Raw genomic sequence first — 26,741 nt, 5'->3', positions numbered from 1 at the left:
CATCTTCATCTGCTCGCCGGTGGTGTTCTGCGCCTCGTCGAGGATGATGAAGGCGTCATTGAGCGTGTTGTGGGTCAGCAGGAAGTCCTCGGTGACATAAAGCGAATCCTCCGCCGCCACCCGGATGCAGACGGCTTCATCGGTACCCACCGATTCGATGCTCTCGATGTAGCGCTTGGGCGGCTTGGCCGTGGTCGCACCGTATTTCTGCGCCTTGCGTGTCATCCGGAACGGAGCGAGCCCATCCGGGAGACGAATGTCGAGGACGTGGGCGTCGTGTCGGTACAACGCCTCTCGACCCCGTGCTTTACCAGGGGGCCGTCCCTGCGCGACGCGGGTTCGTCCGTCGACGACACCGCCCAGCGATCGCACCAGGAACATCACGTCATCGCGCAGCTGGTCCGAGACTGTCACGTACTGCACACGGCAGGACCGGCCGGTCTGGGTGACCGGGCCGCCATCGGTGTCCAGAAGCCCCTGCAGCACTGCCAATCGGACGTCGGACGAGTTGAGAAGGTACTGCTTCGGTACGAACTTCGTAGGGGACTTGGTGCCCCACAATCCGAGTTCGCGCATGGCGTGGGTGACCGGATTCTCGATCGTGATCGGCTCACCGGGAGTGGTGATCCGGTTGAGGACGTAGTCGACGTCGGATCGCTGCCGTGCGCGAATACCCGGCACGGCCATGACCAACGCATCGACCAGCTCTCGGTCGGCTGTCGTGAACGATGGCGTGGCCATCCCCGCCATGCAGCCGTCACCCAGCATCAGACCGAGCGCATAGGGGTCGAGCGGCACCGGTTGGCGAGGAAACTCGGCAGCGCCACTCAAGAGCGGCAACTCGAACCGGTGATAGTGCGCCGCCCGGAGATTTCCGATCATCTCCTTCGTCTCGAGTACCCGCGGGCCGGTGCCGCGACGACGGTCGTCTCGCGTGTACACCGACCACAGGTGATCGGTGGAGCAGAGGGTGGACGCACCGTCCTGAGTGGTGACCCGCACGATGTCCTTGAACCCCTGCGGGTAGACGCCGAGGACCTCGGTCGGCGAGCCGTTCGAGCCGATGACGTGGTCGCCGACCTCGATGTCACCGATCGGACGAAAGCCCTGTGGCGTGAGGACCCTGGTAGACACCGGCTGCGCCCGGCCACGCATATATGCCAGTGGCGCCACCTCGATCACCCCGGCGGCCATGAGCTTGGGGATCGACTCGGGGTCCATCATGTCGTGCAGTGCGTCGTAGAGCGGACGCAGATACGGGTCGATTTTCTCGCTGAGTGTGCCGGGCAGAAAGCCCAGTCGCTCACCGGCTTCCACCGCGGGCCTGGTGAGAATGATGCGGTTCACGCTCTTGGATTGCAGTGCCTGCACCGCCTTGGCCATCGCCAGATAGGTCTTGCCGGTACCGGCCGGGCCCAGACCGAACACGATGGTGTTGGCGTCGATGGCGTCGACGTAGCGCTTCTGGTTGAGCGTCTTGGGCCGGATGGTCTTTCCGCGCCGCGAGAGGATGTCGAGGGACAGGACGTCGGCGGGTGATTCGGTGGCGCCCTCGGACAGCATCGACACGCTGTGGCGGACGAGGTCCGGGGTCAGCGGGGTGCCGCGACCGACGAGGTCCACGAGCTCACCCATGACGCGCTCGGCGGCGGCGACGTCGGCGCCACGGCCACGCAGCGTGATCTGGTTGCCGCGGACGTGGATGTCGGCCGGGAGGAGTTGCTCGAGCGTGCGCAGATTGACATCGCTGGTGCCGAGCAGCCCGAACACCACCTCGGGAGGGACATCGATGGTGGAGGTGACCACAGGTCCGGCCCCTGCGGCGCCGCGCGCCGGCACGCGGCCGTCGGGGTTGTCGTCACTCACGTATCAGATCACTCCTGGAGTTCGGGGGGCGCCGTGCGGCGATGTGCGGTCAAGTCTATCCCTGCCCAACGGGCGATCCGCCATCGAATATTCCGTTCGCCGAAGTTGTCGGACCCTCCGCCTATCCTCACCTCGATGCAGTGCCGCATCGGTCCACACCTCCCCTCACACACATCGGAGAACGCAGATGAGCACGCATCCGGACACCACCCACACCCTCGGCCCCGCTGCCGCACCCACCACCGACCCGGGAATCGACCTCTACACGCGATGGGCGGATCTGTGGAACGGACTGATCACCGCCGATGCACTGATGGCGCCTCGATTCCGTCTGCGCTACGCGCAGGCCGGTGCCGAATCGATCAACGAGATCGACGATCCGGCCACATTCACCGACTTCATCGGTGAGTTCCGCGCGCAGCGGGCGGGTATCCACTACACACCGGACGACCCGGTGCTCACCGATATGGGCGCGGACGGGACGGGACACGTGTGTCGGCCCTACCTCGCCGTGATCCCGGCGACCGACGCCGAACCCGAACGCCGGATCAGTGGCACCGACATCCTGCGCGCCGAGAACGGGCGGATCGTCGAGGTGTGGTCGGTGTCCTCACCCGGCCGGCCGTTCCGGCCCTGAGCGCCCGGGTCCTGGTTGCCCGGCCCTGATCACCACCGATCACAGCCCGCTACCACCTACAATCCCAGCGCCCGGATCGTCTGCCGATTGCACACGCTGCGCGGATCGACGAATGCGTCGTGCCCCTCCTCGGGCACGACGATCAGTTCGGCGGACTGACCGCGCGCGCATACCGTGCTGACGTAGCGGCGGCTGAGCTCCACCGGAATGGCGGTGTCGCGGTCGCCGTGGACGACCACGACATGTGCGTCGAATGGATCCTGCTCCATGGGAGAGGCGGCCCGATAGCGCTGGGCCGCCTGTGCGTAGGGACGGCCGATCAACGCCTGCACCGACTCCCGGCCGGCCTGTCCCGCGGCCACGAGATCCAGGGCCGCCGACTGGGCGACAACGGTGGTGATGCGGGTGTTCGCGGTCTGTGCCCGCAGCTGCGCGGTGGCCCACACCGCAAGCTGACCACCGGCCGAATGTCCCACGACCGCAACCGAATTCCAGTCGACGCGGTCGGCGACGGGTGCGGGCAGAGCCTCCCGGACCGGCCCGTCGAGCGCGTTGATCGCGGCGACGACGTCACGGCCGGTGTGCGGCCATCCGCCGCCGTCCTCCCCCACGCGCCGATACTCGATGTTCCAGACCAACGCGCCACGTTCGCCGTACTGCCGGGCGATCGCGGACTCGATGGTCAGCGAGAACTCGGTGGTCCAGTAGCCGCCGTGGATCAGCACGATCGGCCGCATCGTGGCGGGGAGATCGGCCTCCTCGGCAGCGTGATAGATGTGCCCGAACTGCGAGTTCGCCCCGCCGTAGGCGATCGCCGTCCGGTGCACCGCGCAGCGTCTCATCGGTCCCGCCGATCGGGTCTCATCGGGCCCACCGATCGGTGAGGACGCCGAGCGCGCCGAGGGCGACCGACGCGGCCGTCGATGTGCGCAACACCTCCGGCCCCAGGATCACCGACTGCGCGCCGAGCGCGGTGAGGTCGGCGATCTCGCTGTCGTCCAGACCGCCCTCGGGCCCGACCACCAGCATGATCTCGCGTGCCTGCGCCAACGGTAGGGTCCGCAGCGACACCGCAGCGGCCTCGTGCAGTACCGCGACCACACCACCGGCGGCGATCACCTCGGCGGCGTGGGCGCGCACGTCGATCGTGGAGGCGAGGTCGGTGACCTCCGGAATCCACGGGCGCCGACTCTGTTTGGCGGCCGCGGAGGCCGCGGCCCGCCATTTGGCGACACCCTTGTCGGCCTTGCCCGCCCAGCGGGCAACGCACCGTGCCGACTGCCACGGCACGATCCGGTCGACACCGGCCTCGGTGGCGAGGTCGACGGCCAGCTCCGAGCGTTCGGATTTCGGCAACGCCTGCACCAGGGTCACCGACGGCCGCGGACGGTCGGTGAACACGAACCGGTGGGCAAGCGCCGACAGCGCATCCTTGCCCTCGACCGCGGTCACCTCGCAGGTGGCGACCGATCCGGCGCCGTCACCGAGCAGTAGTGGCTCCCCCGGCCGCAGCCGAGCCACGGTCACGGCGTGGCGACCCTCCGGCCCGGAGAGCAGGGTGGTGGTGCCGACCGGCGGGACCTCGTCGACCCAGAACAGGGGCGGGCTCACGTCGGCCGATCAGCGTCCCGCAAAGGCGTTGCGCAGCCGGGAGAACAACCCGCCCGGCGCTGCTGCCGCCGAGGTCGTGACCAGGTCGATGGAATCGTCGGAGGCCTCGCGGAAGGCTTTCAGTGCCTCGGTCTGCGCGGCGGTCAGCTTGGCAGGTACCGCGACGTCGAGATGGACGTGGAGGGTGCCGCGGGCACCGGTGTTCACGTGCGGCATGCCCTGGCCCCGCAGTTTGACGACCTGCCCGGGCTGGGTCCCCGGCTCGATGGTGACGGTCGCGAGATCCCCGAGGATCGTCGGGACCTCGAAGCTGCCGCCGAGCGCGGCGTCGGCGATCGGTACCCGCAACGTGCAATGCAGGTCGTCCTTGTCGCGGATGAACACCTCGTGCGGGCGCTCGCTGACCTCGACATAGAGATCTCCGGCCGGTCCGCCACCCGGCCCGACCTCACCTTGGCCGGCCAACCGGACCCGCATGCCGCTCTCGATCCCTGCCGGGATGCGCACGGTCATGGTGCGGCGCGAACGCACCCGCCCCTGGCCGCCGCACTTGTGGCACGGATCGGGGATGATCTCGCCGGTGCCATGACAGGTCGGGCACTCGCGCACCGTCATGACCTGGCCGAGCAGCGAACGCTGCACTGCCTGGATCTCGCCGGCACCCTTGCAGGTGTCGCAGCTGATCGGCTTCGAATCGCCGTTGGTACCCGACCCGTGACACACATCGCACAGGATCGCGGTGTCGACGGTGATCTCCTTGTTCACCCCGGAGGCGCACTCCTCCAGATCGAGCTCGACGGCGACAAGCGCGGGCTCACCGGGCTGCACGCGCGAGCGCGGCCCGCGGCTACCACCGAAAGTACTGCCGAACCCACCGCCGGAGCCGAAGAACGCCTCGAACACGTCGCCGAGGCCGCCGCCGCCGAAATTTGCGCCGAATCCACCTGCTCCCGGACCGGCCAGCGGATCGCCGCCGGCGTCGACGATGCGTCGCTTCTCCGGGTCGCTGAGCACCTCGTAGGCGGTCGTGACCTCCTTGAAGCGTTCCTCTTCTCCCGGGTTGACGTCGGGATGCAGTTTGCGGGCCATCTGGCGGTAGGCCCGCTTGATCTCCTGGTCGGTCGCGCCCTTGGCGACGCCCAGGATTCCGTAGTAGTCAGTTGCCACGGTTGTCTCGGTCCTTCGTTCTCACAGCTCACGTATGGCTCCGGGGATACCCTCACGGAGCCGGTGCATCGGATACCTCACCGAACGCGACGCCGGCCGCGCGCATTTCCTCTTCGAGGCGGATCTCCGCCGCCTCCGGTTCAGCGCTCGGCGAGCACCTCGCCCACATACTTGGCAACGGCCGCCACCGACGCGATGGTTCCCGGGTAGTCCATGCGGGTGGGCCCGACGACCCCGACCCCGCCGAACACGGTGCCCGAAGCACCGTACCCCGTCGACACCACCGAGGTGCCACGCAGGTTCTCGGTCTGTGTTTCCTCCCCGATCTGCACCGTCACCCGGCCCATCCGCTGACTCGTCGCCAGCAACTTGAGAACGACGACCTGCTCCTCGAGAGCCTCGAGGACCGAATCCATCCCGCCGTTGACCGGGGCGAAATCGGCGGCGGCCCGCGCGAGATTCGACGTGCCGGTCACCACCACGCGGTCCTCGCCCCGTTCGACGAGGGTCTCGACCAACACGGTCGCGACGTTCACCGTCGCGTCCCGCAGATCGGCCGGTGCGTTGTTGGCCAACTCGGCCACCGACGCCGAGGCCTCCTCGAGCCGCTTGCCGTGCAGCGCCGCGGAGAACATGTCCCGCAGACGGACGATCTCGTCCTCGTCGAGGTCTTGTGAGAGGGCGACCATGCGTTGCTCGACACGGCCGGTGTCGGTGATCACGATCAGCAACAGCCGCGACGGTGACACGGTGATCACCTCGAGGTGACGCACCGTCGCCGTGGAGAGCACCGGATACTGGATGACCGCGACCTGGCGGGTGAGCTGGGCCAGCAGTCGCACCGACCGGCGCAGCACGTCGTCGAGATCGACCCCCGAATCAAGTACCGACAGGATCGCGCGACGCTCGGCCGCCGACAGCGGTTTGACCTCGCTGATGCGGTCGACGAACATCCGGTACCCCTTGTCGGTGGGTATCCGTCCCGAACTCGTGTGTGGTTGCGCGATGTAACCCTCGGCCTCGAGTACCGCCATGTCGTTGCGGACCGTGGCACTGGACACGCCGAGCTGATGCCGTTCGACGAGCGCCTTGGAACCGATCGGTTCCTGTGTGGCAACGAAGTCGGTGACGATGGCACGAAGAATCTCGAACCGCCGATCATCGGTGGTCGACACAGGCCAGACCTCCTCTCGAACCCGCCCTCTGCCCTACAGTGGGTGGGTTCATTCTACGAAACACCGCCACGAAGTACGGGTGCACGTATTCGACCGGCGAGGCGCCGACGATCTCCGCCGCCCCGGCGAACGCCGCCCACGACAGGAAGGTCGCGATGATCTTCAAAGGCGTCCGGGAGGGCAAACCGTATCCCGACCACGCGTTGACCCATCGCGGATGGGCCAAGATCCCGCCTCGACAGTTCCGCCTCGACGAGCTGATCACGGTGACGACGGTGCTCGCCCTGGACAAGCTGCTCAGCGAGGATTCCACGTTCTATGGGGATCTGTTCTCCCACGTGGTGCGCTACGACGGAAACCTGTATCTCGAGGACGGTCTGCACCGGGCCGTCCGATCGGCGCTGCGTAACCGCACGGTCATCCACGCACGGATGCTCGATCTCGACGCGCTCGATCTGCGACCGGGGGCGCCACCGCTCGACGAGCAACTCGGCACCGAGACCGACGAGCTGCCCGCCGTCGGGGCCGCGCCGCCGCCCGCGGAGTCCCCGGCCGGCGGGGTGCACCGACGCGCGGCCCGCAGTACCGGCTGGACCCCGCCACCGCAGCGCTGGTGAACCCGACGCCGGCCGAGTCGGACCTCAGGCGTCCATGGTCTTCTCGGTCGGCAGGTCATAGACCGGACAGTCGGCCACACCGATCGTCTCGCGGGTGATCGCCTCGACCGCGTTCTGGGTGGCCTCGGCATCGGTGACCCAGTTGCGATAGAAATCGAACGGGCACTCCGCGATTCCCTTGTCACCGTCCCCGCCGGCATACACCCCGGTATAACCCCGGTGCAGCAGTTTGAACAGGTGATTCTGCGACTGATCATTCGCGCGCGCATCCCGGATCGTCGACAACGACAATTGCGCGTACTGCACCCCGTAATCCTCCTCACCGCACTCGCCGAGGGTGCGTCCGTCGAAGCCGATGATCGCGCTGTGCCCGAAATACGAGTACACACCGTCGAATCCGGTCGCATTCGCCACCGCCACATAACAGTTGTTGGCCCAGGCCATCGCCTTGGCCATCAGCACTTGCTGATCCTTGGCCGGATACATGTAGCCCTGCGGCCGCACGATCAGTTCGGCCCCCTTCATCGCGCAATCACGCCAGATCTCCGGATAGTTGCCGTCGTCGCAGATGATCAGCGAGATCTTGAGGCCTTTCGGCCCGTCGCTCACATACGTCTGCTCCCCCGGATACCAGCCCTCGATGGGAGTCCAGGGCAGGATCTTGCGGTACTTCTGCACGATCTCCCCCGCGTCGTTGATGAGCACGAGCGTGTTGTAGGGCGGCTTGTTCGGGTGATCCTCGTGCCGCTCCCCGGTCAGCGAGAACACGCCCCAGGTCCGGGCCTGTCGGCACGCGGCGGCGAAGATATCGGTTTCCTCCCCGGGGATCACCGCCGCCGTCTCGAACATCTCCGCGTTGTCGTACATGATGCCCATCGTCGAATACTCCGGGAACACAACCAGATCCATACCCGGAAGACCCGCCTTCATCCCCACCACCATCTCGGCGATCCGGCGGGCGTTGTCGAGGACCTCGGCCTTGGTGTGCAGCCTGGGCATCTTGTAGTTGACCACTGCCACCCCGACGGTGTCGGGGCTCGATGAGATGTCGCCGTGTCGCATGAAACGCCTCCTGAGAGTGGCCGCGCACCCACGTTGCCCGACCCGATTATTGCTTCCGTATGGAAGTGATACCACGGGTTTCCATCCGCGCGCTCCGCGAACTCCCGATATTTATGGTTTCATTCGGAAGCATTACGCGACGTTCACACGAGGAGGACCGATGTCGGGTTACCTGGCACGCAAGGTCGATGACATCAACTCGGGTCAACAACTGTCCCCCGCGCGGAACCGGGCCTTCCGGATGGGCAGAGCGTCCTCGCCCGGACAGCTTTCATCGGCGCTGAGATCCGCGATCATCGGGCAGGACGAGGCCATCGATTCGGTGGTCCGCGCCCTGACCATCGCGGCCGCCGGCATCGGTGACCCGCGCCGGCCGATCGCGTCGTTGTTGTTCGTCGGGCCGACCGGTGTCGGCAAGACCGAGCTGGCCCGCCGGCTCGCCGCGGAGATCACCGGCGACGCCGACAAACTGTGCCGGATCGACATGAACACCCTGGCCCAGGAGCACTATGCCGCATCCCTGTCCGGGGCACCCCCGGGCTATTCGGGCGCGAAGGAACAGTTCACCCTCTTCGACCGGGAACTGGTGGAGGGCTACGCCTCTCGACCGGGCATCGTCCTGTTCGACGAGGTGGAGAAGGCGCACACGACGGTGCTGCGCTCGTTGCTGCAGATCCTCGATTCGGGAACCCTGCGCCTGGCCGCGGGCAACTCGACGATCGACTTCCGCAACGCCATCGTCCTGCTCACCTCCAACCTCGGCTCGGCCGAGATCGCCGCCCATCATCGGGCCCGGTCACGCGGATGGCGCAGGCGGCTGCCGATGCCGGGCTCCTTACGGCGCGACGCAGGCTCCGACGCCGTGGACCGGGCCGTCGAGGAGTTCTTCGATCCCGAGCTGTACAACCGTTTCGACGAGATCGTGCGGTTCGATCCGATCGGCGCGCAGGTCGCCGCGGCGATCGTCGACGTCGAGTTGCGCAGACTGACAGCACAATTGGCCGCCCGGCAGATTCGGTGGGAACCCGACGACCCGCTGCGCAGCCACCTCGCCCGGATCGGCTTCGACCCGGTCTACGGGGCGCGCGATCTGGCGCGCACTCTCCGGATGCACCTGCATGCACCACTCGCCGAGGCGATCGTCAGCTGGGACCGCGAGCCCGGAACCGCACTCCGCATGCGCACGTCGGTCGACTCCGGAAAGATCAGCGTCGCAATCGAACCCGTCAGCCCCGAACCCCTCAGCGGACCGACCAATTCGACCCCGGTGAACGGTCAGACGTGATGAATCCGGTCGACGACGTCGAGATCGAGAGCACCGGCGCTGGCCAGGTAGATGTCCTGGTCGACGCGGTTGTCGGTCAGGCGCAAGGTTCCGCGGGTGGCATCCATGACGAGCCCATCGGCGGCGGCCTGTATCGGGGACACCGCCAGCGAACCCGCCCGGTCGGCGAGGGCCGCGAGAAGCGTGATCGCCTCGTAACAGGACTGGCCGATGCTGTTGAGTACCGGTGCGGTGTCCCCGAGGACACGGTGGTACCGGCCGGCGAAATCGGCGGTCGCCGCGGTGACCAGCGAGTCGAAATAGCCTGCGGCTGCATACATGTTCGCCGTGGCCGTCGCACCCATGCCCAGCACCTGGTTCTCTTCGAGGATCGGGCTGAAGCGCACCATCGTGGTGTCGAGTCCACGTCGAGCGAACACGCGACCGAACCGCACCGCGTCGTCGCCGATCAACAGAACCAGCACGGCGTCACACGCGGTCGTCTCGAGCCATCGCAGGGTCGGCTCGAAGTCCCGCGTTCCCAGCGGGAGGAAAGTCGAACCGCAGTGGGTCATCCGGGTCCCGGCCAGATGCGCGACGGCGTGGCTCGCGAGCTGACGTGGCCAGATGTAGTCATTGCCGACCACACACCAGCGTTCGGCACCGCGGTTGCGCCGCAACCAGTCCAATGCGGGCAGCACCTGCGACGACGGCGACTCCCCGATCATGAACAGGCCCGGTGTGCGAAACTCGCCTTCGTGCAGAGCCGCATACACGTAGGGCAACTGACCACCGACGAGCCGCAGGATCTCCTTGCGCACCGCCGAGATGTGCCAGCCGGCGATCGCGTCGATTCGCCCCGCCCGCCAGAGCTGCGCCACCTCCTGGGCGACCTGCGTGGGTGCGCGGCCGCCGTCGACGACGACCAACTCCACCGGTCGGCCGAGAATCCCGTCGGCGGAGTGCAATTCGGCGAGGGCGAGTTCTCCGCAGGCCTCACACGACGGACCGAAGATGCCTGCGATGCCTTGGACCGGAACCACGTAGGCAATCCGCACGGGTCCGCTGCGCCGTACGGCGTCGCTATTGCGTGTCTCGGGGCGAGCTGTCTCGGTGCTGACTGTCTCGGGGCGGCCTGTCTGGGGGCGGACGGTCATGGGTACCTCGTGCGATGGGTTGTCCGGTGAGTCGCCAGGCTACTCCCGACACCCGATCCCGGCGCGACGACCACGGCGCCGCCACCGACCCACTGTTGCTGCAGTTGCTACGCGCCGCACACCGGGTCGAGTCACAGATGTCGGCCGACCTCGCCGAGCTCGGGGTGTCACCCGAGCAGTGGCGTCTGCTCTCGGTGCTCGCCGTCGAGGACGGCCGGACCATGTCGGAGCTGTCGCGGCTGGCCGTCCTGCCGCCGGCGAGCACCACACGTGGGGTTGACCGTCTCGTGACCCTGGGCCTGGCCTATCGGCGCGCCGATCCGGTCGATCGGCGGCGGGTCGTCGTCCACCTGAGCGCCCGTGGCCGGCGTCGCATCGCCGCCGTCCGACAAGCCGAGGCAGCCGTCGAGAGCGACGTCGCCGACGCACTCAGCGCACGCGGCTACGTCGGTCTGATCGAGGCGCTCGGCCGGATCGGCACCTGATCGCCCGGCGCCTTCAGCCGTCCTCGCCCGCGATGAGGATGTCGCGCACCACGGCGTCGGCGAGCAGGCGACCGCGGTCGGTGAGGACCCACGCATCGCCGGTCGGACGAAGCAGTTCTCGCGCGACGAGTTCCTCGGCGCACGACACCTCCGCCCCGGAGAGGAGCTCACGGCGTAACCCGCTGCGGCACCGCGCGGTCAGCATCACCGATTCGACGTGGCGGTCCGCGGTGGTGAGCACCTCATGGGTGGCCACCGGCAGCGTGCCGTCGGCCAGGGTGCTCGCATAACGCGCCGGATGTTTGACGTTGGACCACCGCACCCCGTGCACGTGCGAGTGTGCACCGGGCCCGATTCCCCACCAGTCGTGGCTGTACCAGTAGGACAGATTGTGACGACATTCCGCGGCAGCCGAGCGCGCCCAGTTGGACACCTCGTACCACTCGAAACCGTTGTCGCCCAGACGTTCATCGATTCGCTGGTAGCGGGAGGCGAGCACGTCGTCGTCGGGGGCGGGCAGTTCACCGCGGCGGATCCGCCGTGCCAGCGCGGTGCCGTCCTCGACGATCAGCGCGTACGCCGACACGTGATCGACGGGGGTGGCCAGTACCGCATCGAGGCTCGCGTCGAGGTCGGCGTCGGTCTCGCCGGGTGTTCCGTAGATGAGGTCGAGGTTGATGTGGGCGAAACCGGCGGCGGCCGCCTCGCGGGCCGCGGCGACGGCGCGGCCGGGGGTATGCGTGCGGTCGAGGGTGGTCAGCACGTGGGGGGCCGCGGACTGCATCCCGAGCGAGATCCGCGTGAAGCCCGCCTCGAGCAGCCGCGCGAAGAACTCCGGTGAGGTCGACTCCGGATTGGATTCGGTGGTGATCTCGGCGTCGTCGGTGAGATCGAACCGGCTGCGTACGGCGTCGAGCAGACCGGCGAGGCCGTCACCACCGAGCAACGACGGCGTGCCGCCGCCGACGAAGATCGTCGACACCGGGCGCGCAGGGGTCATCAGTGCCGCGGCGTGGTCGAGTTCGCGGCCCACCGCCTCGAACCACGAATCCGGGGACGCCGACGACCCGAGTTCGCCCGCGGTGTAGGTGTTGAAGTCGCAGTATCCGCACCTCGACGCGCAGAACGGGACGTGCAGGTAGAGCCCCAGGCCGACACCGGGATCGACGGCCCCGCAGGCGTCGCCGACCTCGGCCGGCACGGCGGCGGTGGAAACGGACGTCACCACCCCATGATGCGCGCCCACCCCGCCCAGCCCCGAATCGCGCAGCCCGAATCGGGGAATACCCACCAACGCGTCGGCCTTGCTCTCGGTACGCAACCACATTCGCGACGTCGGTCTCGCAGCGATGCCGACATCGCCGCAGGCCACTTTGCCTCACCGTGGTGCAAAGTATTCCCAAGTAGACGCGAGACGGATGGTCGTGGCACTATGGAGCCCGTGAATTTCCCCGGGGTGTGGCTCGCCGCGCGACGCCACGTCGATCTCAAGCGCGTCTGCAGCGCTACCTGTCGTCTCTAGACGACGTTCCGGCCCCGGAGAGTCCCCGCATCTGACGCGGGTATGCCGCCACGTCACAGCCCAGACCGTGCGATCGCCGGTGCTCTGTGCGCCGGTACAGGAGAGTTCATGACGTCAACGACGGACCTCACCGAGGCGGGCAACTCCCGCGTCCCCGAGGAGTCCTCCCCAGCCCCCCGCGCCCGTTCGGCACGCGCCGACACCGCGACATCCGGCGCCGCAAAGACCGGTGCCGCAAAGACCGGTGCCGCCGAGCGTCCGGCCCGCAAGAAGGCCCGCCCGACCAAGCGGCGCGCCGAGGGACAGTGGAAGCTCGGTTACCGCGAGCCCCTGAACCCCAACGAGCAGGTCAAGAAGGACGACAACCCGCTCAATGTGCGGGCGCGGATCGAGAACATCTACTCCAAGCAGGGTTTCGAGTCGATCGACAAACAGGATCTCCGTGGCCGCATGCGCTGGTGGGGTCTCTACACCCAGCGCGCCGAGGGCTACGACGGCACCTGGACCGGTGACGAGAACATCGACATCCTCGAGGACAGCCACTTCATGATGCGCATCCGTTGCGATGCCGGCGCCCTCAACGTCGAACAACTGCGCACCCTCGGTCAGATCTCGACCGAATTCGCCCGCGACACCGCCGATCTCTCCGACCGGGAGAACGTGCAGTATCACTGGATTCGCATCGAGGACGTCCCCACCATCTGGGAGCGCATCGAGGGCGTCGGGCTCAAGACCACCGAGGCCTGTGGCGACTGCCCGCGCATCATCCTCGGATCGCCGTTGGCCGGAGAGGCCGTCGACGAGGTACTCGATCCGACGCCGGCGATCGATGAGATCGTGCGCCGCTACATCGGCGACCCGCAGTACTCGAACCTGCCGCGTAAGTTCAAGACCGCGATCTCCGGTTTGCAGGATGTCTCGCACGAGACCAACGACATCGCCTTCATCGGCGTCGAACATCCCGAACACGGTCCGGGGCTTGATCTCTGGGTCGGCGGCGGTCTGTCGACGAACCCGATGCTCGCCCAGCGGGTGGGTGCGTGGATCCCGCTCGACGAGGTCCCCGACGTCTGGGAGGGCGTCGTGTCGATCTTCCGCGATTACGGTTACCGCCGCCTGCGCACCAAGGCACGCCTGAAGTACCTCATCAAGGACTGGGGCATCGAGAAGTTCCGTCAGGTCCTCGAGGACGAATACCTGCACCGCAAGCTGATCGACGGCCCGGCGCCCACCCCGCTGACCCAGCCGCGCGATCACGTGGGTGTCCAGAAGCTCAAGAACGGTCTGAACTCGGTGGGCTTCGCCGCCATCGCGGGCCGGGTGTCGGGCACCAAGCTCACCGCCGTCGCCGAGGCCGCCGAGCGCGTCGGCTCCGACCGCATCCGGTTCACCCCGTACCAGAAGCTGGTCGTGCTCGACGTCCCCGACGACAAGGTCGAGGTGCTCATCGCCGACCTCGCCAAGCAGGGTCTCATCGCCCGGGCGTCGAACTGGCGCCGGAACCTGATGGCGTGCAGCGGGATCGAGTTCTGCAAGCTGTCGTTCGTCGAAACCCGCAAGCGCTCGCAGGTGCTCGTACCCGAACTCGAGGAGCGTCTGGCCGACATCAATTCCCGGCTCGACGTCCCGATCACCGTGAACATCAACGGCTGCCCCAACTCCTGCGCCCGATCGCAGATCGCCGACATCGGTTTCAAGGGACAGCTCGTCGAGGACGGCCAGGGCGGACAGACCGAGGGATTCCAGGTCCACCTCGGTGGCAGCCTCGGCCAGGACGCAGCATTCGGCCGTAAACTGCGCCAGCACAAGGTGACCTCCACCGAGCTCGGCGACTACATCGACCGCGTCGTCCGCAACTTCATCGATCAGCGCGAGGACGGAGAACGGTTCGCGCAGTGGGCCGTTCGTGCCGACGAGGAGGCACTCCGATGACCATCTCCACCGCAACGACCACCGGGCGGCGCTTCAGCGAGGACGAGCTGCGCGCGATCGCCGAGCAGGGTGCCGCCGACCTGGGTCCCGACGCCACCCCCGAGGAGCTGTTCGCCTGGACCGCCCGGACGTTCGGCGACAACTTCGTCGTCGCCTCCAACATGCAGGATGCGGCGCTGGTCGATCTCGCCGTCACACACATCGATCGCGACCTCCTCGGCGGGGATCCGGTCAAGGTCCTGTTCCTCGACACCGGCTATCACTTCGCCGAGACGATCGGCACCCGCGACGCCGTGGAGCAGGTGTACGGCGTCGACATGATCAACCTGACCCCCGAACACACCGTCGCCGAGCAGGACGAACTGTTGGGGCGCAACCTGTTCGCCCGCGATCCCGGCGAATGCTGCCGCCTGCGCAAGGTGGTGCCGCTCAAGTCGGGTCTGCAGTCCTATGACGCCTGGGTGACCGGCATCCGCCGGGTGGAGGCCCCCACCCGGGCCAATGCGCCGCTGATCTCGTTCGACGAGGGCTTCGGGCTGGTGAAGATCAATCCGATCGCCGCATGGTCCGACGAGCAGATGCAGTCCTACATCGACGCCCACGGTGTACTCGTGAATCCTCTTGTCGACGAAGGCTATCCGTCGATCGGCTGCGCTCCGTGCACGGCCAAACCCGAACCCGGATCCGATCCGCGCAGCGGCCGTTGGGCCGGCCGCGCCAAGACAGAATGTGGGCTGCACGCATGACCATCACCGATCCCGTCACCAGCGCCGACCGCGAGGTGGACAGCAGCGACGACTTCACCACCCTCGACGCCCTCGAGTCCGAGGCGATCCACATCTTCCGTGAGGTCGCAGGCGAATTCGAGCGTCCGGTGATCCTGTTCTCCGGCGGCAAGGACTCCACCGTTCTGCTGCATGTGGCCCTCAAGGCGTTCTGGCCTGCGCCGCTTCCGTTCTCGCTGCTGCACGTCGACACCGGGCACAACCTGCCCGAGGTCCTCGAGTTCCGCGACCAGGTGGTGGCCCGCCACGACCTGCGACTGCATGTGGCCAAGGTGGAGGACTACCTCGCCGACGGTCGGCTCACCGAACGTCCCGACGGGGTGCGCAACCCGCTGCAGACGATCCCGCTGCTCGACGCGATCACCGAGAACCGCTTCGACGCGGTGTTCGGCGGCGGGCGCCGCGACGAGGAACGCTCACGCGCCAAGGAGCGGATCTTCTCGCTGCGCAACGCCTTCGGCCAGTGGGATCCCAAGCGTCAGCGCCCGGAGCTGTGGAACCTGTACAACGGACGCCACGCCCCTGGCGAGCACGTCCGGGTGTTCCCCCTGTCGAACTGGACCGAGCTCGACGTGTGGCGCTACATCGCCCGCGAGCAGGTGCTGTTGCCGTCGATCTACTACGCCCACGAGCGCGATGTGTTCGAGCGCGACGGCATGTGGATGACCCCCGGTGTCTGGGGCGGTCCGCGCGATGGCGAAGAGCTCCAGCGTCTTTCGGTCCGTTACCGCACCGTCGGCGACGGTTCGTCGACAGGTGCGGTGCTGTCCGAGGCCGCCGACAATGAGGCCGTCCTCGCCGAGGTCGCCGCATCGCGACTCACCGAGCGTGGTGCGACCCGCGGTGACGACCGGGTGTCGGAGGCGGCCATGGAAGACCGTAAACGCGAAGGATACTTCTGATGGCCAACAACACTCTCGGACACGTCCCCGACCTGCTGCGCATCGCGACCGCCGGCAGCGTCGACGACGGCAAGTCGACCCTGGTCGGCCGGTTGCTCTACGACACCAAATCGGTGCTCGCCGACCAGATCGACGCGGTCACCCGCGCCTCGGTCGATCGCGGACTGGCCGGACCGGACCTGTCGCTGCTCGTCGACGGCCTGCGCGCCGAGCGCGAGCAGGGCATCACCATTGACGTCGCCTACCGCTACTTCGCCACGCCCGCACGCTCGTTCGTGCTCGCCGACACCCCCGGCCACGTCCAGTACACGCGCAACACCGTGTCGGGTGCCTCCACCGCGCAGCTGGTGATGCTGCTCGTCGACGCCCGCAACGGCGTGGTCTCCCAGACCCGTCGGCACGCGGCGGTGATGGCCCTGCTCGGTGTTCCGCAGCTGGTGCTCGCGGTCAACAAGATCGACCTCGTCGAGGATGCGGCCACCGTGTTCGCCGAGATCTCCGACGAATTCCGCTCCCTGACGCGCACCCTGGGCTGGTCCGACGAGCAGGTCACCGCGATCCCGGTGTCGGCGCTGCACGGCGACAACATCGCCACCCGGTCGCAGAACACCCCGTTCTACGACGGCCCGACGCTCATCGAGCATCTCGAGACGGTCCCGAACGGGACCGACGCCGGGAGCGCAGCGAGCGGGTCGAATGTCACCGACGCCGGGAGCGCAGCGAGCGGGTCGGATCGGTCGGAGGTGGGTCTGCGGTTCCCGGTGCAGTACGTGATCCGGCCGCGCACACCGGAATACCCGGATTATCGCGGGTATGCCGGGCAGATCGCCGCGGGCCGGGTCTCCGTCGGTGACGAGGTCGTCGTGTCACCGTCCGGGGTCCGCACGACCGTCACCCAGATCGACACCGCGGACGGTCAATTGGCGACCGCGCACACCGGTCGCAGTGTCACCCTGCTGCTCGCCGACGACGTCGACATCTCGCGTGGTGACCTCATCGCCTCGGCCGTCGATGCCCCCGAGCCGATCCAGCAGTTCTCCGCGACGGTGTGCTGGCTGGCCGACAAACCTCTGCGCCCGGGTGCCCGACTGTTACTCAAGCACGGCACCAAGACCACCCAGGCCATCGTCGGCACCCTCGACGTGTTGTTCGACGAGCAGAACCTGGCGTTGACCGATGCACCGGACTCGTTGGAGCTCAACCACATCGGCCGTATCACCGTGCAGACCGCCGAGCCGATTCCGGCCGACGACTACCAGGTGAACCGGGAGTCGGGCAGCTTCTTGCTGATCGACCCGCAGGGTGGCAACACGCTGGCTGCCGGGCTGGTCGGTGACGCCCTGGCGTCCCTGCACCTCCAAGAGTTGGTGTGAGCGCGAGTCTCCTGCTCGTCGCGCACGGCAGCCGGGACCCCCGGTTCGCCGACACGGCTCGCCGTGTGCGGCACGCCGTCGCCCGTCGTCTCCCGGGTACCGATGTGCGCCTGTCGTTCCTCGATCTCGATGAGCCGCTGGTGGCCGACGAGCTGGCGGAGATGCGTGGGCGGGTCGTCGTGGTGCCGCTGTTGCTGGCACCCGGCTATCACAGCGACATCGATCTGCCCGAGATCGTCGCCTCGACACGGGCGCCCGGTGATGTGGTGATCACCAGTGTGATCGGCACGACCTCGTTGTCGGCGGCGTTGGCCGATCGTCTCGAACAGGCCGGGCTCGCCGACTCCGACGGCCTCCTCGTCACAGCCGTCGGTTCGACGAATCCCGCTGCCGCGCTGGTCGTCCGGCGACGCGCCGTCGAGCTGTCGACCCGGCTGCACCGCCCGGTCGATGTGGTCTTCGCGACCCGGCTCGGTACCGGTGAGACCGCCCTGCGCACCGCGATCCGACGCCTGCGTGGTGCCGGGGCCGGGCGCATCGCTCTCAGCCCCTACTTCTTGTCCGCAGGCCTGTTGACCGAGCGCGTCGAAACCGCACTGGACCGGCTCGCCCCGGGCGCCCTGGTCGCCGGTCCGCTCGGCGCCCATCCGGATGTGATCGAGGCGATCGCCGACCGCTACACGACGGCGGTGGCCGGCTCTCCTCTCGGCGGTCTGACCGCCGATCACTCGCGATGACGGCCCTGCCCCGGAAACCGCTCGGCCCCGGGACCGCTCAGCTCTCCGAGAGCGCCGCGACCTTGGTGGCCCGCGCGTAGACGGTCTCGCCGGCCTCCAGATTCAGCGCGTTCTGATCGCCGCGGGTGATCTGCGCGGCGAACTCCTCACCCGAGGCCACCGCCACGAGTTCCACCCGGGTTTCGAATCCCAGATTCACCACTCGCTGCACCGTGGCCTTGAGGACCCCGGTGTCCAGGGTCGGGTCCGCAGACGGCCACGCCATCTCCGGGGTGCGCCCGATCCGGATGTCGTGCGGGCGTACCAGTTCGCCGTTGAGTCGCACCGTGGAACCGAGGAACGATGCGACGAACGGGTTGATCGGTCGGTCGTAGAGATCGTCGGGCGCACCGACCTGTTCGATGCGGCCCTTGTTGAGCACGGCGATCCGGTCGGAGACGTCGAGGGCCTCCTGCTGGTCGTGAGTCACCAGCACCGTGGTCACGTGAACCTCTTCGTGCAGGCGGCGCAACCACTTTCGCAGGTCCTCGCGCACCTTGGCGTCGAGTGCGCCGAAGGGCTCGTCGAGGAGCAGCACCTTGGGATCGACGGCCAGGGCGCGGGCCAGGGCCATGCGCTGGCGTTGGCCGCCGGACAACTGCGCGGGAAACCGCCGCTGGAACACGGTGAGCCCGACGACCTCGAGCAACTCGTCGACCTTGGCGTCCACCTCGGCCTTGGGCTTCTTGCGGATCTTCAACCCGAAGGCGATGTTGTCGCGCACGGTGAGGTGTTTGAAGGCCGCGTAGTGCTGGAACACGAATCCGATGTCACGCTTCTGCGGTGACTTCTTGGACACGTCGTTGCCGTTGATGATCACGGTGCCCGAGTCGAGGGTGTCCAGGCCCGCGATCGCCCGCAACAGTGTCGATTTGCCCGACCCCGACGGACCGAGCAGCGAGGTCAATTGGCCGTCGGGGATGTCGATCGAGACATCGTCGAGAGCCGCGAAGTCGCCGTAGCGCTTGTTCGCTCCGATCACCGAGATGGACATGTCACACGCCTTTCTCACGGGCAGAGGCATTTCGGGGGGCCGAACCGTGTGGCGCGGCGTCGTGGTGGACATGCTCGGTGACCACCTGATGGGCGTCGATCGACTCCGGACCGTGCGGCACGGTCAGTTGGGTCTCGACTACCGTGTCGGGCGAGGCCGGACCGTCGGCACCGGTGCCACTGGCATCGGCGACACGGGATTTCGCGCGGCGCTCGATCAGCGACATCAGCACCAGCACGACGATCGCCACGAACATCAACAGCGTCGCCGCCGCGTACGCACCGAACTCGTTGTAGTCGTCGGTGTAGCGCGAGTTGACCAACAGCGTCAGCGTCTGGGAGATACCCGGATAGTTCGACGACACCATGGTGACGGCGCCGTACTCGCCGAGCGCGCGGGCCACCGTGAGCACCACACCGTAGGTCAGGCCCCATCGGATGGCGGGCAGGGTGATCCGCCAGAACACCTGCCACGCATTGGCTCCCAGGGTTGCCGCGGCCTCCTCCTGTTCGGTGCCGATCTCGCGCAGCACCGGCTCGACCTCGCGCGCGACGAACGGCAGTGTGACGAACAGGGTGGCGAGTACCAATCCCGGGAAACCGAAGATCACCCGGAAGCCGAGGCTCTCGACGCCGCCGAACCATCCGCCGTACCCCCACAGCAGGATCAGCGCGACGCCGGCGACGACCGGGGACACCGCGAACGGCAGATCCACCACGGCCTGCAGGACGCCCTTGCCCGGGAATCGTCCGCGCGCCAACGCAAGTGCGGTCAGCACACCGAAGACCACGTTCAGCGGCACGACGATCACCACGATCAGCAGGCTCAGCTGCAACGCCGAGATCGCCGCCGGTGTGGTGATCCATTCCCAGAACTGCACGATGCCGTGTTCGAAGGAGCGATAGAAGATGGTGCCGACCGGCACGATCAACAGGATGAACAGATAGATCAGCGCGATCGCGCGCAGCCCGTATCGGGTCAGGGGCGACACTTTCATCGGTCGGCGTCCTCCCGGGTGGACTGCCGCCGGCCCGCGATGCGCAGGATCAGCAGGGTCACGAAGGCGATGAGCAACAGCACCACCGAGATCGCCGCGGCGCTGACCGGCGAATCGATCTCGATCTGTTGCTGGATGTATTGCGAGGCGACCTGGGTGTCGCCGGGAATGTTGCCGCCGATGAGGACCACCGAACCGAATTCCCCGATCGCGCGGGTGAAGGCCAACCCCGCCCCGGTCAGGATCGACGGCAGCAGCGCCGGCAGCACGATCTTGCGGAACGTCGTCCAGTTGCGCGCGCCGAGAACCGCGGCGGCCTCTTCGACGTCGACGTCGAGTTCGAGCAGCACCGGCTGCACCTGTCGCACGACGAACGGCAGTGTGACGAATGTCAGGGCGATGACCAGCGCCGGTTTGGTGGCGTTGAGCTGGATGTCGATCGGACTGTTGGGACCGTAGAGCGACAGCAGCACCAGGCTGGCCACGATGGTCGGTAGGGCGAACGGCAGATCGATGATCGCGTTGACGAATCCCTTGCCGGGGAATTCATCCCGCACCAGCACCCAGGCGATGATGGTTCCGAAGACGACGTTGATCAGCGCCGCGAACACCGAGACGAGCACGGTGATCCACAGGGCGTCGAGTGCGGCGGGCGCGGTGACGGCGTCCCAGAACCCACTCCAGCCGTCGTCGAAGGACTGCACGGTGATCGCGGCCAGCGGCAGCAGCACGATGACGCTGAGCCACAGCCAGGCCAACCCCACGGTGGCCGGGCTGACCCCGGTGAACGTGCGTGCACGTCCCAGGAATCCGCCGGGCGGCGCGGCGTCGGGCGGCGGTGCGCCCGTACCGGGATCGGTCGTCGAGACGTTCGAGGTCACTGTCTGCCCCCTGCGTCGTAGATCTTGGTGATCGCCCCACTGGTGCCGAAGAGCGCCGAGTCGACAGCCTTCCACCCGGTGAGATCCACCCCGTCGTTCTTCGCGGCGGTCCCGGCACCGAGAACCTTGCCCAGCTCCTTGATCGTCCACAGCTTCTCGATGGCCCCCGGGAACAGGTCGCGGGTCTGCTCGGCGATCGCGGGGACGACCGGCCGGAAGCCCTGCTGAGCCCAGATCCGTTGTGCCTCATCGGTGAACAGGAAGCCGACAAACGCGCGGGCGCCGGCGAGGTCGGAGGTCGTGTTGACGATCGCGACCGGATTCTCGATCTTGAACGTCTGCGGCGGAATGAGGTACTCGACCTGGTTTCGCGGACTCGCGGTGGCGTTGGCCCGGTCGAGCATGATGGCTTCGTTCTCGTAGCTGATCAGCACATCGCCCTGCCCCTGCTCGAAGGCCGTGGTGGCCTCGCGACCCGATTTGGGGACCACACGCACATGGTCACGGACGAGCTGGGCGACGTAGTCGAGACCGGCCTGCGGGTTGCGGCCGCCGTCGCTCATCGCCGCGTACGGCGCGAGTAGATTCCATTTGGCCGAACCCGAGCTACCGGGATTCGGGGTCACCACCTGCACCCCGGGCTTCAGCAGGTCGTTCCAGTTGTGGATGTTCTTCGGGTTGCCCTTGCGCACCACGAGCGCCACGACCGAACCGAATGGCGTGCTGTTGTACGGGAATTGGGTCTTCCAGTCCTTGTCCACCAGACCGGCTTTCACCAGGCGGGTGATGTCGGGCTCGACGGAGAGGTTCACGACGTCGGCGGGCACGCGGCGCGCGACCTTGCGGGACTGGTCCCCGGAGGCCCCATAGGAGGCCGAGAAGCCGATGTCGGCGCCTGCGGGGGTTGCCCGGAACGCCGGGATGATGTGGTCGAATCCCGATTTGGGCGTCGCATACGCCACCAGGTCGAGGTGTCGGCTGCCGCTGGAGATGTCGACTCCGTCGGGTTCGTCGGTGGAACCGCCGGCGCACCCGGAGATCAGGACCATCGCGAGGGCCAGCAGACACACCAGCACCGGTGTGCTGCGTCGCGTGACGGTGACAGCACTGCTGGGCACGCTTCTCCCAGGCATGGTGCTCCCGGGCACGTGACCCCCAGGCACGTTACTCACTGACACGTTCCTCCGTGACTGAGGTGGCCATGACGGGCATGACCGGGCTGGGCATGAATCGCGCTCGCCGGGCGGCGGACATCCACCACGTCGGTGGGTCCGTGCCGTCCGGCGGACCGACTCACGCTAGCAACGCGCAAGACGGGTGGGCCGAGCATCACCCACCACCCCTTTACACCGTCGAGCGACGATGCTATCGAGTCAAGAGCCAGGCCAACAGGACCAGAACGATGAGCGCCAGCAACGCCCAGGTCACACGTGAACGGATCACCGACTACAAACCCTTCCTGTCGTCATCGGCGAACCGACGACGATCGATCACCGACATCACGCCGTCGACCAGCGCGTTCAGTGCGATGGCCACGAGGATCGCGCACGGCACCAACACCACGAGGGTGACCAGGAGCTGTGGGACGAAGGCCAGGCCGGTCAGCCATTCCTCCACTCCGTCCCACCAGGCGAGTAGCCCCTTCACCAGTGATCACCTCATCTGTCGCCGATCGTCCCGGGGTTTTGATCAGCGTGATTCGAATTCGTGGATCGTGCGATCCGGTCTCGCTCGGCGCCTGCCCCGGGCCGTTCGCCATCATAGGCCCCGACCCGGTCGACTCAGTCCGGTGCGTCCAGCCGCCAGGGTTCGTAGGCGCGTGGGTCGTCGATCGGCTCCATGTGAATCGTGACCCGAAGGTGGTCGAGAGTCGCGTGCAGTTCGTCCTCCACCGCCTCGGCGAGGTCGTGGCCGCGATCGATCGTCCATTCGCCCGGCACGAGCATGTGCAACTGGACGAATCGCTCGTGACCGGCCTCGCGGGTGCGGACGTCGTGGAAATCGACCTTCTCCGAACGGAATCGGTCGAGGACGCCGGAGATCTTCACCAGGTCGGCGGCGGGCAGCGCCGCATCGAGCAGTCCGTCACCGGATCGCCATACCAGGCGCCCGCCGACGAACAAGATGTTGATCGCAACCAGGATCGCCACGATCGAATCCAGCGGCTGCCATCCGGTCACCAGAACCAGGAACACACCGACGACCACCCCGACCGTCGTCCACACATCGGTCAGCAGATGTTTGCCATCGGCTTCCAGTGTCATCGACCGATACCGCTTGCCCGCTCGCAGCAACAGCACCGCGACCGCACCGTTGAGGACCGTGGCGGCCACCGAGATCAGCAGACCCAGCCCCACCGACTCGAGTTCGGCCGGGTGGGCGAGTCGCTCGGCGGCCGCGACGACGATCGCCACGGCGGCCGCGACGATGAGCACCCCCTCGAACACCGCCGAGAAGTACTCGGCCTTGGAATGGCCGAAGTTGTGCTCGGCATCGGCGGGACGCGCGACGACCCGCAGCGCGAGGAATGCTGCGATCGCCGCCGCCAGGTTGACCAGTGACTCGAGGGCATCGGACAGCAGACCGACCGATCCGCTGATCCGCCACGCGAGCAGCTTCATGACGATCACCACGATCGCGGTGACGATACTGAGCAGCGCGTAGCGCGTCAGATCCTGGCGTGCCTCGACGGACCCGGAAGCCATGGATTCATTGGACCACGAGTACCCCGACCACGAGCACCGCGACCACGAGCACCGAGGCGCTCACCCGCTCACGACGCTCGGGTCCGGCGCCCCACGGGTCGCCAGCAGATTCTCGATCGCCTTCTCGGTGTAGACCCGATAGCCGAAGTCTGGCCGGTAGCCGTGGATCTCGGGGGTGTCGAGCGTGGTGATGAATTCGAGGATGTTCGCACTGAAGACCTGCCCGGGCACGAGGACGGGGAACCCGGGTGGGTAGGGGGTGACGAAGGTCGCCGACACCACGTCCCGTCCCGAGGCGATCCGCTCGAGAATCTTGTCGGCCGAGAGGTATTCGCAATTGGCGTCGTCATAGGCGAGGTAGAACGCGGTACGCACGTCACCTTCCGGTGTCTGTTCGGTGCCGGAGGTGTCGCGGAAAGCCGGGTGGAATCCGCTGAAGTCGGGCATTGCGGGCGCTCGTTCGGTCAGCCGGCGGACCGTCTGCTCGAATCGCGCGCGCTCATCGATCCCCATCTCCTCGACGTTCTCGTCGAGCTCCCGGACGATGTTGACCATCACTTCGACGAGGAAGGCCACCGAGCTTCGTGTGGTGCCGATGTTGGTCATGAACAACACGGTGTTGCGCGAGGTCTTGTTGATCTGGACCCCGTACCGATCCATCAGTTGTTCACGCTTGAAGGTGTCACCGTCGTAACCGGTGCGCCCGATGGACAAGGTGATCCGCGACGGGTCGAGGACGAATTCGTCTTGGCTCCATGCGGTTTGCATGTTCCGTAGGCCCGACCGTAACGGCTGATCGATGCGTGAGGGCCGATGGGCGACCGGGATGAGGTCACTCGTGCGCAGACACCGGACGTAGCGTGCCAGCAACGGATGGTTGTCGATGGCATCGCGAAGGCGCATTGCGTTCTCGATCTGCCGCTGGACGAGTTCGACACCTTCGAGCGCCACCTGGCGTCGACCGAGATCCAATGACGCGAGGATCTGGTAATTCGGCGAGGTCGAGGTGTGTGCCATATAGGCCTCGTGGAATGCCTCGGCAACCTTCTGGTCGAAGTCCTGGTCGAAGACGTGGATCATCGAACCCTGTCGCAACGACGTCAACGTCTTGTGGGTGGATTGCGTCGCGTACACCCGGACTCGTGCGAGGGCTGGGTCGGGCCGCAACCTCGTGCGCAGCAATTCTTCGTCGGTGACCTCGGAGTGTGCGGAGAGGTGGTCCTCGTAGGACGCCCGGTACCCCGGATCGGCGAAACGCCGACGAAGTTCGGCCGCACTGTGCATCGCGGTCCGGTTGCGGTAGACCGGATGGAAGCGGGCGAACGCGAACCACGCTTCGTCCCAAAGGAATACGAGGTCGGGCTTGATCGCGAGACATTCCTCCATGACGCGAATCGGATCGTAGACGATGCCGTCGAACGTGCAGTTGGTGAGCGAGATCAGCTTGACCCGATCCAGTTTCCCGGCACGACGAAGCGCAAGGAGCTTGCCCTTGATCTCCTGCATCGGTACCGCGCCGTACATCGAGAAATCGGGCAGCGGATAGGCTTCGAGATAGGTCACCTGCGCGCCGGCGAGCAGCATGCCGTAATGGTGGGACTGGTGGCAGTTGCGGTCGAGCAGCACGATGTCGCCCGGCGCAACGAGCGACTGGGTCACGATCTTGTTGGCGGTCGATGTGCCGTTGGTGACGAAGTACGTGTGCCTACTGCCGTAGATCTTGCCGGCCAGTTCCTGCGCGTCGCGCAGCGGCCCGGTCGGTTCGAGGAGCGAATCGAGACCCCCGCACGTCGCCGATGTCTCGGCCATGAACACATTGAGCCCGTAGAAACTCACCATGTCCTGAATCCAATGCGACCCCACGATCGACTTGCCCTGGGAAATGGGCAGGGCGTGGAAAACCCCCGTGGGTCGGTGACTGTATTCCTTGAGTGCGCTGAAGAACGGCGTCCGGTAGCGCTCGGCAACACCATGCAACAGACTCAGGTGCAACTCCAGAACGCCCTCGCGGGCATGGAATACCCGGCGGAAGTGTGCGCCGAGCCTGCCCGCCATGTCCTCGACCTCGATCTCGGTCATCAGGTAGAGGTCGAGTTCGGGTCGCAGACCACTCAGTGCGCCGGCCAGGATCTGCGCGCGTTCCTCGGGTGAGAGATGTTGCGCCAACGACTCGGACAACTCACGATCGACGAAGTCGTCGAGGCCGGTGAGATCTCGGGCGGACGCGTGCGAGAACCGGCGACGGATCACCACCGCCTGCAGGTTCGCGTTGAGCCGAGCAGCGATCATCGCCTCCTCGCCGCTTCCGACGACGACGAGCTCGTAGGCACACTGATCGTCGGGGCGGCGCCAGCTGCGGACCTCTTCTCGCAACGCACGTTCGGCCGCCTCGGTCATCGACTCGACAACCAGGACCTCGAAGTACAACTGGCCCTGCGCATTCACCGGTCGATGCTCGATCTCACGAGGATCGGTCGGGAACATTCCCGCATCCTTGTCGGCCATGGCGTCTGCGTCTCGGTGACGGTAGGACTCCGTGGTCAACGCATTGTTGATGTCGGCCACCATCTTGCCGAAGTGACGATGATCCCCGGAGCCGAAACGGCGCTGCAGTCGCGCGAAACGCGACGGACCCGGAAAAGCCCAATAGGGTTCGAGCGTGGCCAGTTCGGTGATCAGACCGCGACAGATCTCCAGATATCGCTCACGCCGCTCGCCGACGGTATCCGGGCGATTGAGACGATCGGCCGCTTCGTCGAGGCGGCACCACAGATCGCCGCGCAGTTGCCAGACACTGTTGTAGGCGTGACCGTTCTCGACCATGGCAAACCCT

Annotated in this window: 24 protein-coding genes; 9 read left to right on the top strand and 15 right to left on the bottom strand. The window is 66.9% G+C overall.

Features of this window, described 5'->3' with window-relative positions:
• The coding region (locus GOPIP_RS15470; RefSeq protein WP_006370646.1) for a PhoH family protein at positions 1–1,866 on the bottom strand (1,866 nt) is incomplete at its 3' end.
• Between the two features lie 187 nt (positions 1,867–2,053).
• Between GOPIP_RS15470 and GOPIP_RS15465 the strand changes: the two genes are divergently transcribed.
• Positions 2,054–2,503 carry a nuclear transport factor 2 family protein gene (locus GOPIP_RS15465; protein ID WP_006370645.1) on the top strand — a complete coding sequence of 150 codons (450 nt, stop codon included), beginning with the start codon at positions 2,054–2,056 and terminating at the stop codon, positions 2,501–2,503.
• Positions 2,504–2,559: 56 nt separating this feature from the next.
• On the opposite strand, the gene GOPIP_RS15460 is transcribed toward GOPIP_RS15465, so the two are convergent.
• From GOPIP_RS15460 to hrcA, 4 genes are all read right to left on the bottom strand, one after another.
• Positions 2,560–3,330 carry an alpha/beta hydrolase family protein gene (locus GOPIP_RS15460; protein ID WP_006370644.1) on the bottom strand — a complete coding sequence of 257 codons (771 nt, stop codon included), beginning with the start codon at positions 3,328–3,330 and terminating at the stop codon, positions 2,560–2,562.
• Positions 3,331–3,364: 34 nt separating this feature from the next.
• The gene (locus tag GOPIP_RS15455) at positions 3,365–4,114 is read right to left on the bottom strand and encodes a 16S rRNA (uracil(1498)-N(3))-methyltransferase (RefSeq protein WP_006370643.1); all 750 of its coding nucleotides are present in this window, start codon (positions 4,112–4,114) and stop codon (positions 3,365–3,367) included.
• A 9-nt stretch (positions 4,115–4,123) separates the two neighbouring features.
• Complete coding sequence (gene dnaJ, locus GOPIP_RS15450) at positions 4,124–5,281, bottom strand: molecular chaperone DnaJ (protein ID WP_006370642.1); 1,158 nt, start codon at positions 5,279–5,281, stop codon at positions 4,124–4,126.
• A 140-nt stretch (positions 5,282–5,421) separates the two neighbouring features.
• Entirely contained in the window at positions 5,422–6,456 is a 1,035-nt protein-coding gene (gene hrcA, locus GOPIP_RS15445; protein ID WP_006370641.1) for a heat-inducible transcriptional repressor HrcA, read from the bottom strand.
• A 155-nt stretch (positions 6,457–6,611) separates the two neighbouring features.
• Here hrcA and GOPIP_RS15440 point away from each other — a divergent pair, with 155 nt between their 5' ends.
• Positions 6,612–7,073, top strand: a complete 462-nt coding sequence (locus GOPIP_RS15440; RefSeq protein WP_006370640.1) for a type II toxin-antitoxin system VapB family antitoxin — start codon at positions 6,612–6,614, stop codon at positions 7,071–7,073.
• 24 nt (positions 7,074–7,097) lie between these two features.
• Here GOPIP_RS15440 and GOPIP_RS15435 read toward each other — a convergent pair whose 3' ends face one another.
• A complete protein-coding gene (locus GOPIP_RS15435) occupies positions 7,098–8,135 on the bottom strand; it encodes an aliphatic amidase (protein ID WP_006370639.1) in 1,038 nt (345 codons plus the stop codon).
• Positions 8,136–8,295: 160 nt separating this feature from the next.
• Between GOPIP_RS15435 and GOPIP_RS15430 the strand changes: the two genes are divergently transcribed.
• The gene (locus GOPIP_RS15430) at positions 8,296–9,420 is read left to right on the top strand and encodes an AAA family ATPase (protein WP_006370638.1); all 1,125 of its coding nucleotides are present in this window, start codon (positions 8,296–8,298) and stop codon (positions 9,418–9,420) included.
• On the opposite strand, the gene GOPIP_RS15425 is transcribed toward GOPIP_RS15430, so the two are convergent.
• On the bottom strand, positions 9,411–10,556 hold the full coding sequence (locus GOPIP_RS15425) for a substrate-binding domain-containing protein (RefSeq protein WP_006370637.1): 1,146 nt from the start codon (positions 10,554–10,556) through the stop codon (positions 9,411–9,413). The genes GOPIP_RS15430 and GOPIP_RS15425 overlap by 10 nt on opposite strands.
• A gap of 26 nt (positions 10,557–10,582) precedes the next feature.
• Here GOPIP_RS15425 and GOPIP_RS15420 point away from each other — a divergent pair, with 26 nt between their 5' ends.
• The gene (locus tag GOPIP_RS15420; protein ID WP_240523958.1) at positions 10,583–11,041 is read left to right on the top strand and encodes a MarR family winged helix-turn-helix transcriptional regulator; all 459 of its coding nucleotides are present in this window, start codon (positions 10,583–10,585) and stop codon (positions 11,039–11,041) included.
• Between the two features lie 13 nt (positions 11,042–11,054).
• On the opposite strand, the gene hemW is transcribed toward GOPIP_RS15420, so the two are convergent.
• Positions 11,055–12,368 (bottom strand): radical SAM family heme chaperone HemW, encoded by a 1,314-nt coding sequence (hemW, locus tag GOPIP_RS15415; RefSeq protein WP_006370635.1) that lies wholly within the window; start codon positions 12,366–12,368, stop codon positions 11,055–11,057.
• A 303-nt stretch (positions 12,369–12,671) separates the two neighbouring features.
• Between hemW and GOPIP_RS15410 the strand changes: the two genes are divergently transcribed.
• The 5 genes from GOPIP_RS15410 to GOPIP_RS15390 are packed head-to-tail and all read left to right on the top strand — an operon-like array spanning position 12,672 to position 18,292.
• Positions 12,672–14,495, top strand: a complete 1,824-nt coding sequence (locus GOPIP_RS15410) for a nitrite/sulfite reductase (RefSeq protein WP_006370634.1) — start codon at positions 12,672–12,674, stop codon at positions 14,493–14,495.
• A complete protein-coding gene (locus GOPIP_RS15405) occupies positions 14,492–15,241 on the top strand; it encodes a phosphoadenylyl-sulfate reductase (protein WP_006370633.1) in 750 nt (249 codons plus the stop codon). The genes GOPIP_RS15410 and GOPIP_RS15405 overlap by 4 nt, the downstream gene beginning before the upstream one ends.
• Positions 15,223–16,182 (top strand): sulfate adenylyltransferase subunit CysD, encoded by a 960-nt coding sequence (gene cysD / locus GOPIP_RS15400; RefSeq protein ID WP_020170806.1) that lies wholly within the window; start codon positions 15,223–15,225, stop codon positions 16,180–16,182. The genes GOPIP_RS15405 and cysD overlap by 19 nt, the downstream gene beginning before the upstream one ends.
• Complete coding sequence (locus GOPIP_RS15395; protein WP_006370631.1) at positions 16,182–17,555, top strand: sulfate adenylyltransferase subunit 1; 1,374 nt, start codon at positions 16,182–16,184, stop codon at positions 17,553–17,555. Before cysD ends, GOPIP_RS15395 begins: the two co-directional genes overlap by 1 nt.
• Positions 17,552–18,292 carry a sirohydrochlorin chelatase gene (locus tag GOPIP_RS15390; protein WP_006370630.1) on the top strand — a complete coding sequence of 247 codons (741 nt, stop codon included), beginning with the start codon at positions 17,552–17,554 and terminating at the stop codon, positions 18,290–18,292. Before GOPIP_RS15395 ends, GOPIP_RS15390 begins: the two co-directional genes overlap by 4 nt.
• A gap of 37 nt (positions 18,293–18,329) precedes the next feature.
• On the opposite strand, the gene GOPIP_RS15385 is transcribed toward GOPIP_RS15390, so the two are convergent.
• From GOPIP_RS15385 to GOPIP_RS15355, 7 genes are all read right to left on the bottom strand, one after another.
• Positions 18,330–19,325: a sulfate/molybdate ABC transporter ATP-binding protein gene (locus GOPIP_RS15385; RefSeq protein ID WP_006370629.1), complete on the bottom strand. Its 996-nt coding sequence runs from the start codon at positions 19,323–19,325 to the stop codon at positions 18,330–18,332.
• Position 19,326: 1 nt separating this feature from the next.
• Positions 19,327–20,322 carry a sulfate ABC transporter permease subunit CysW gene (cysW, locus tag GOPIP_RS15380; protein ID WP_006370628.1) on the bottom strand — a complete coding sequence of 332 codons (996 nt, stop codon included), beginning with the start codon at positions 20,320–20,322 and terminating at the stop codon, positions 19,327–19,329.
• On the bottom strand, positions 20,319–21,203 hold the full coding sequence (cysT, locus tag GOPIP_RS15375) for a sulfate ABC transporter permease subunit CysT (protein ID WP_006370627.1): 885 nt from the start codon (positions 21,201–21,203) through the stop codon (positions 20,319–20,321). Before cysT ends, cysW begins: the two co-directional genes overlap by 4 nt.
• Entirely contained in the window at positions 21,200–22,252 is a 1,053-nt protein-coding gene (locus tag GOPIP_RS15370) for a sulfate ABC transporter substrate-binding protein (protein WP_170320215.1), read from the bottom strand. Before GOPIP_RS15370 ends, cysT begins: the two co-directional genes overlap by 4 nt.
• 397 nt (positions 22,253–22,649) lie before the next feature.
• Entirely contained in the window at positions 22,650–22,850 is a 201-nt protein-coding gene (locus GOPIP_RS15365; protein WP_006370625.1) for a hypothetical protein, read from the bottom strand.
• 134 nt (positions 22,851–22,984) lie between these two features.
• Positions 22,985–23,908, bottom strand: coding sequence for a cation diffusion facilitator family transporter (locus tag GOPIP_RS15360; RefSeq protein ID WP_006370624.1), 924 nt, complete (start codon positions 23,906–23,908; stop codon positions 22,985–22,987).
• Between the two features lie 60 nt (positions 23,909–23,968).
• A complete protein-coding gene (locus tag GOPIP_RS15355; protein ID WP_006370623.1) occupies positions 23,969–26,731 on the bottom strand; it encodes an aminotransferase class I/II-fold pyridoxal phosphate-dependent enzyme in 2,763 nt (920 codons plus the stop codon).
• Positions 26,732–26,741 lie beyond the last annotated feature (10 nt).

The organism is Gordonia polyisoprenivorans NBRC 16320 = JCM 10675, assembly GCF_000241325.1.
In the GTDB taxonomy this organism is placed as follows: Bacteria; Actinomycetota; Actinomycetes; order Mycobacteriales; family Mycobacteriaceae; genus Gordonia; species Gordonia polyisoprenivorans.
Note: the sequence above shows the minus strand (reverse complement) of the source record. Positions and strands in the feature narration are given on the sequence as shown.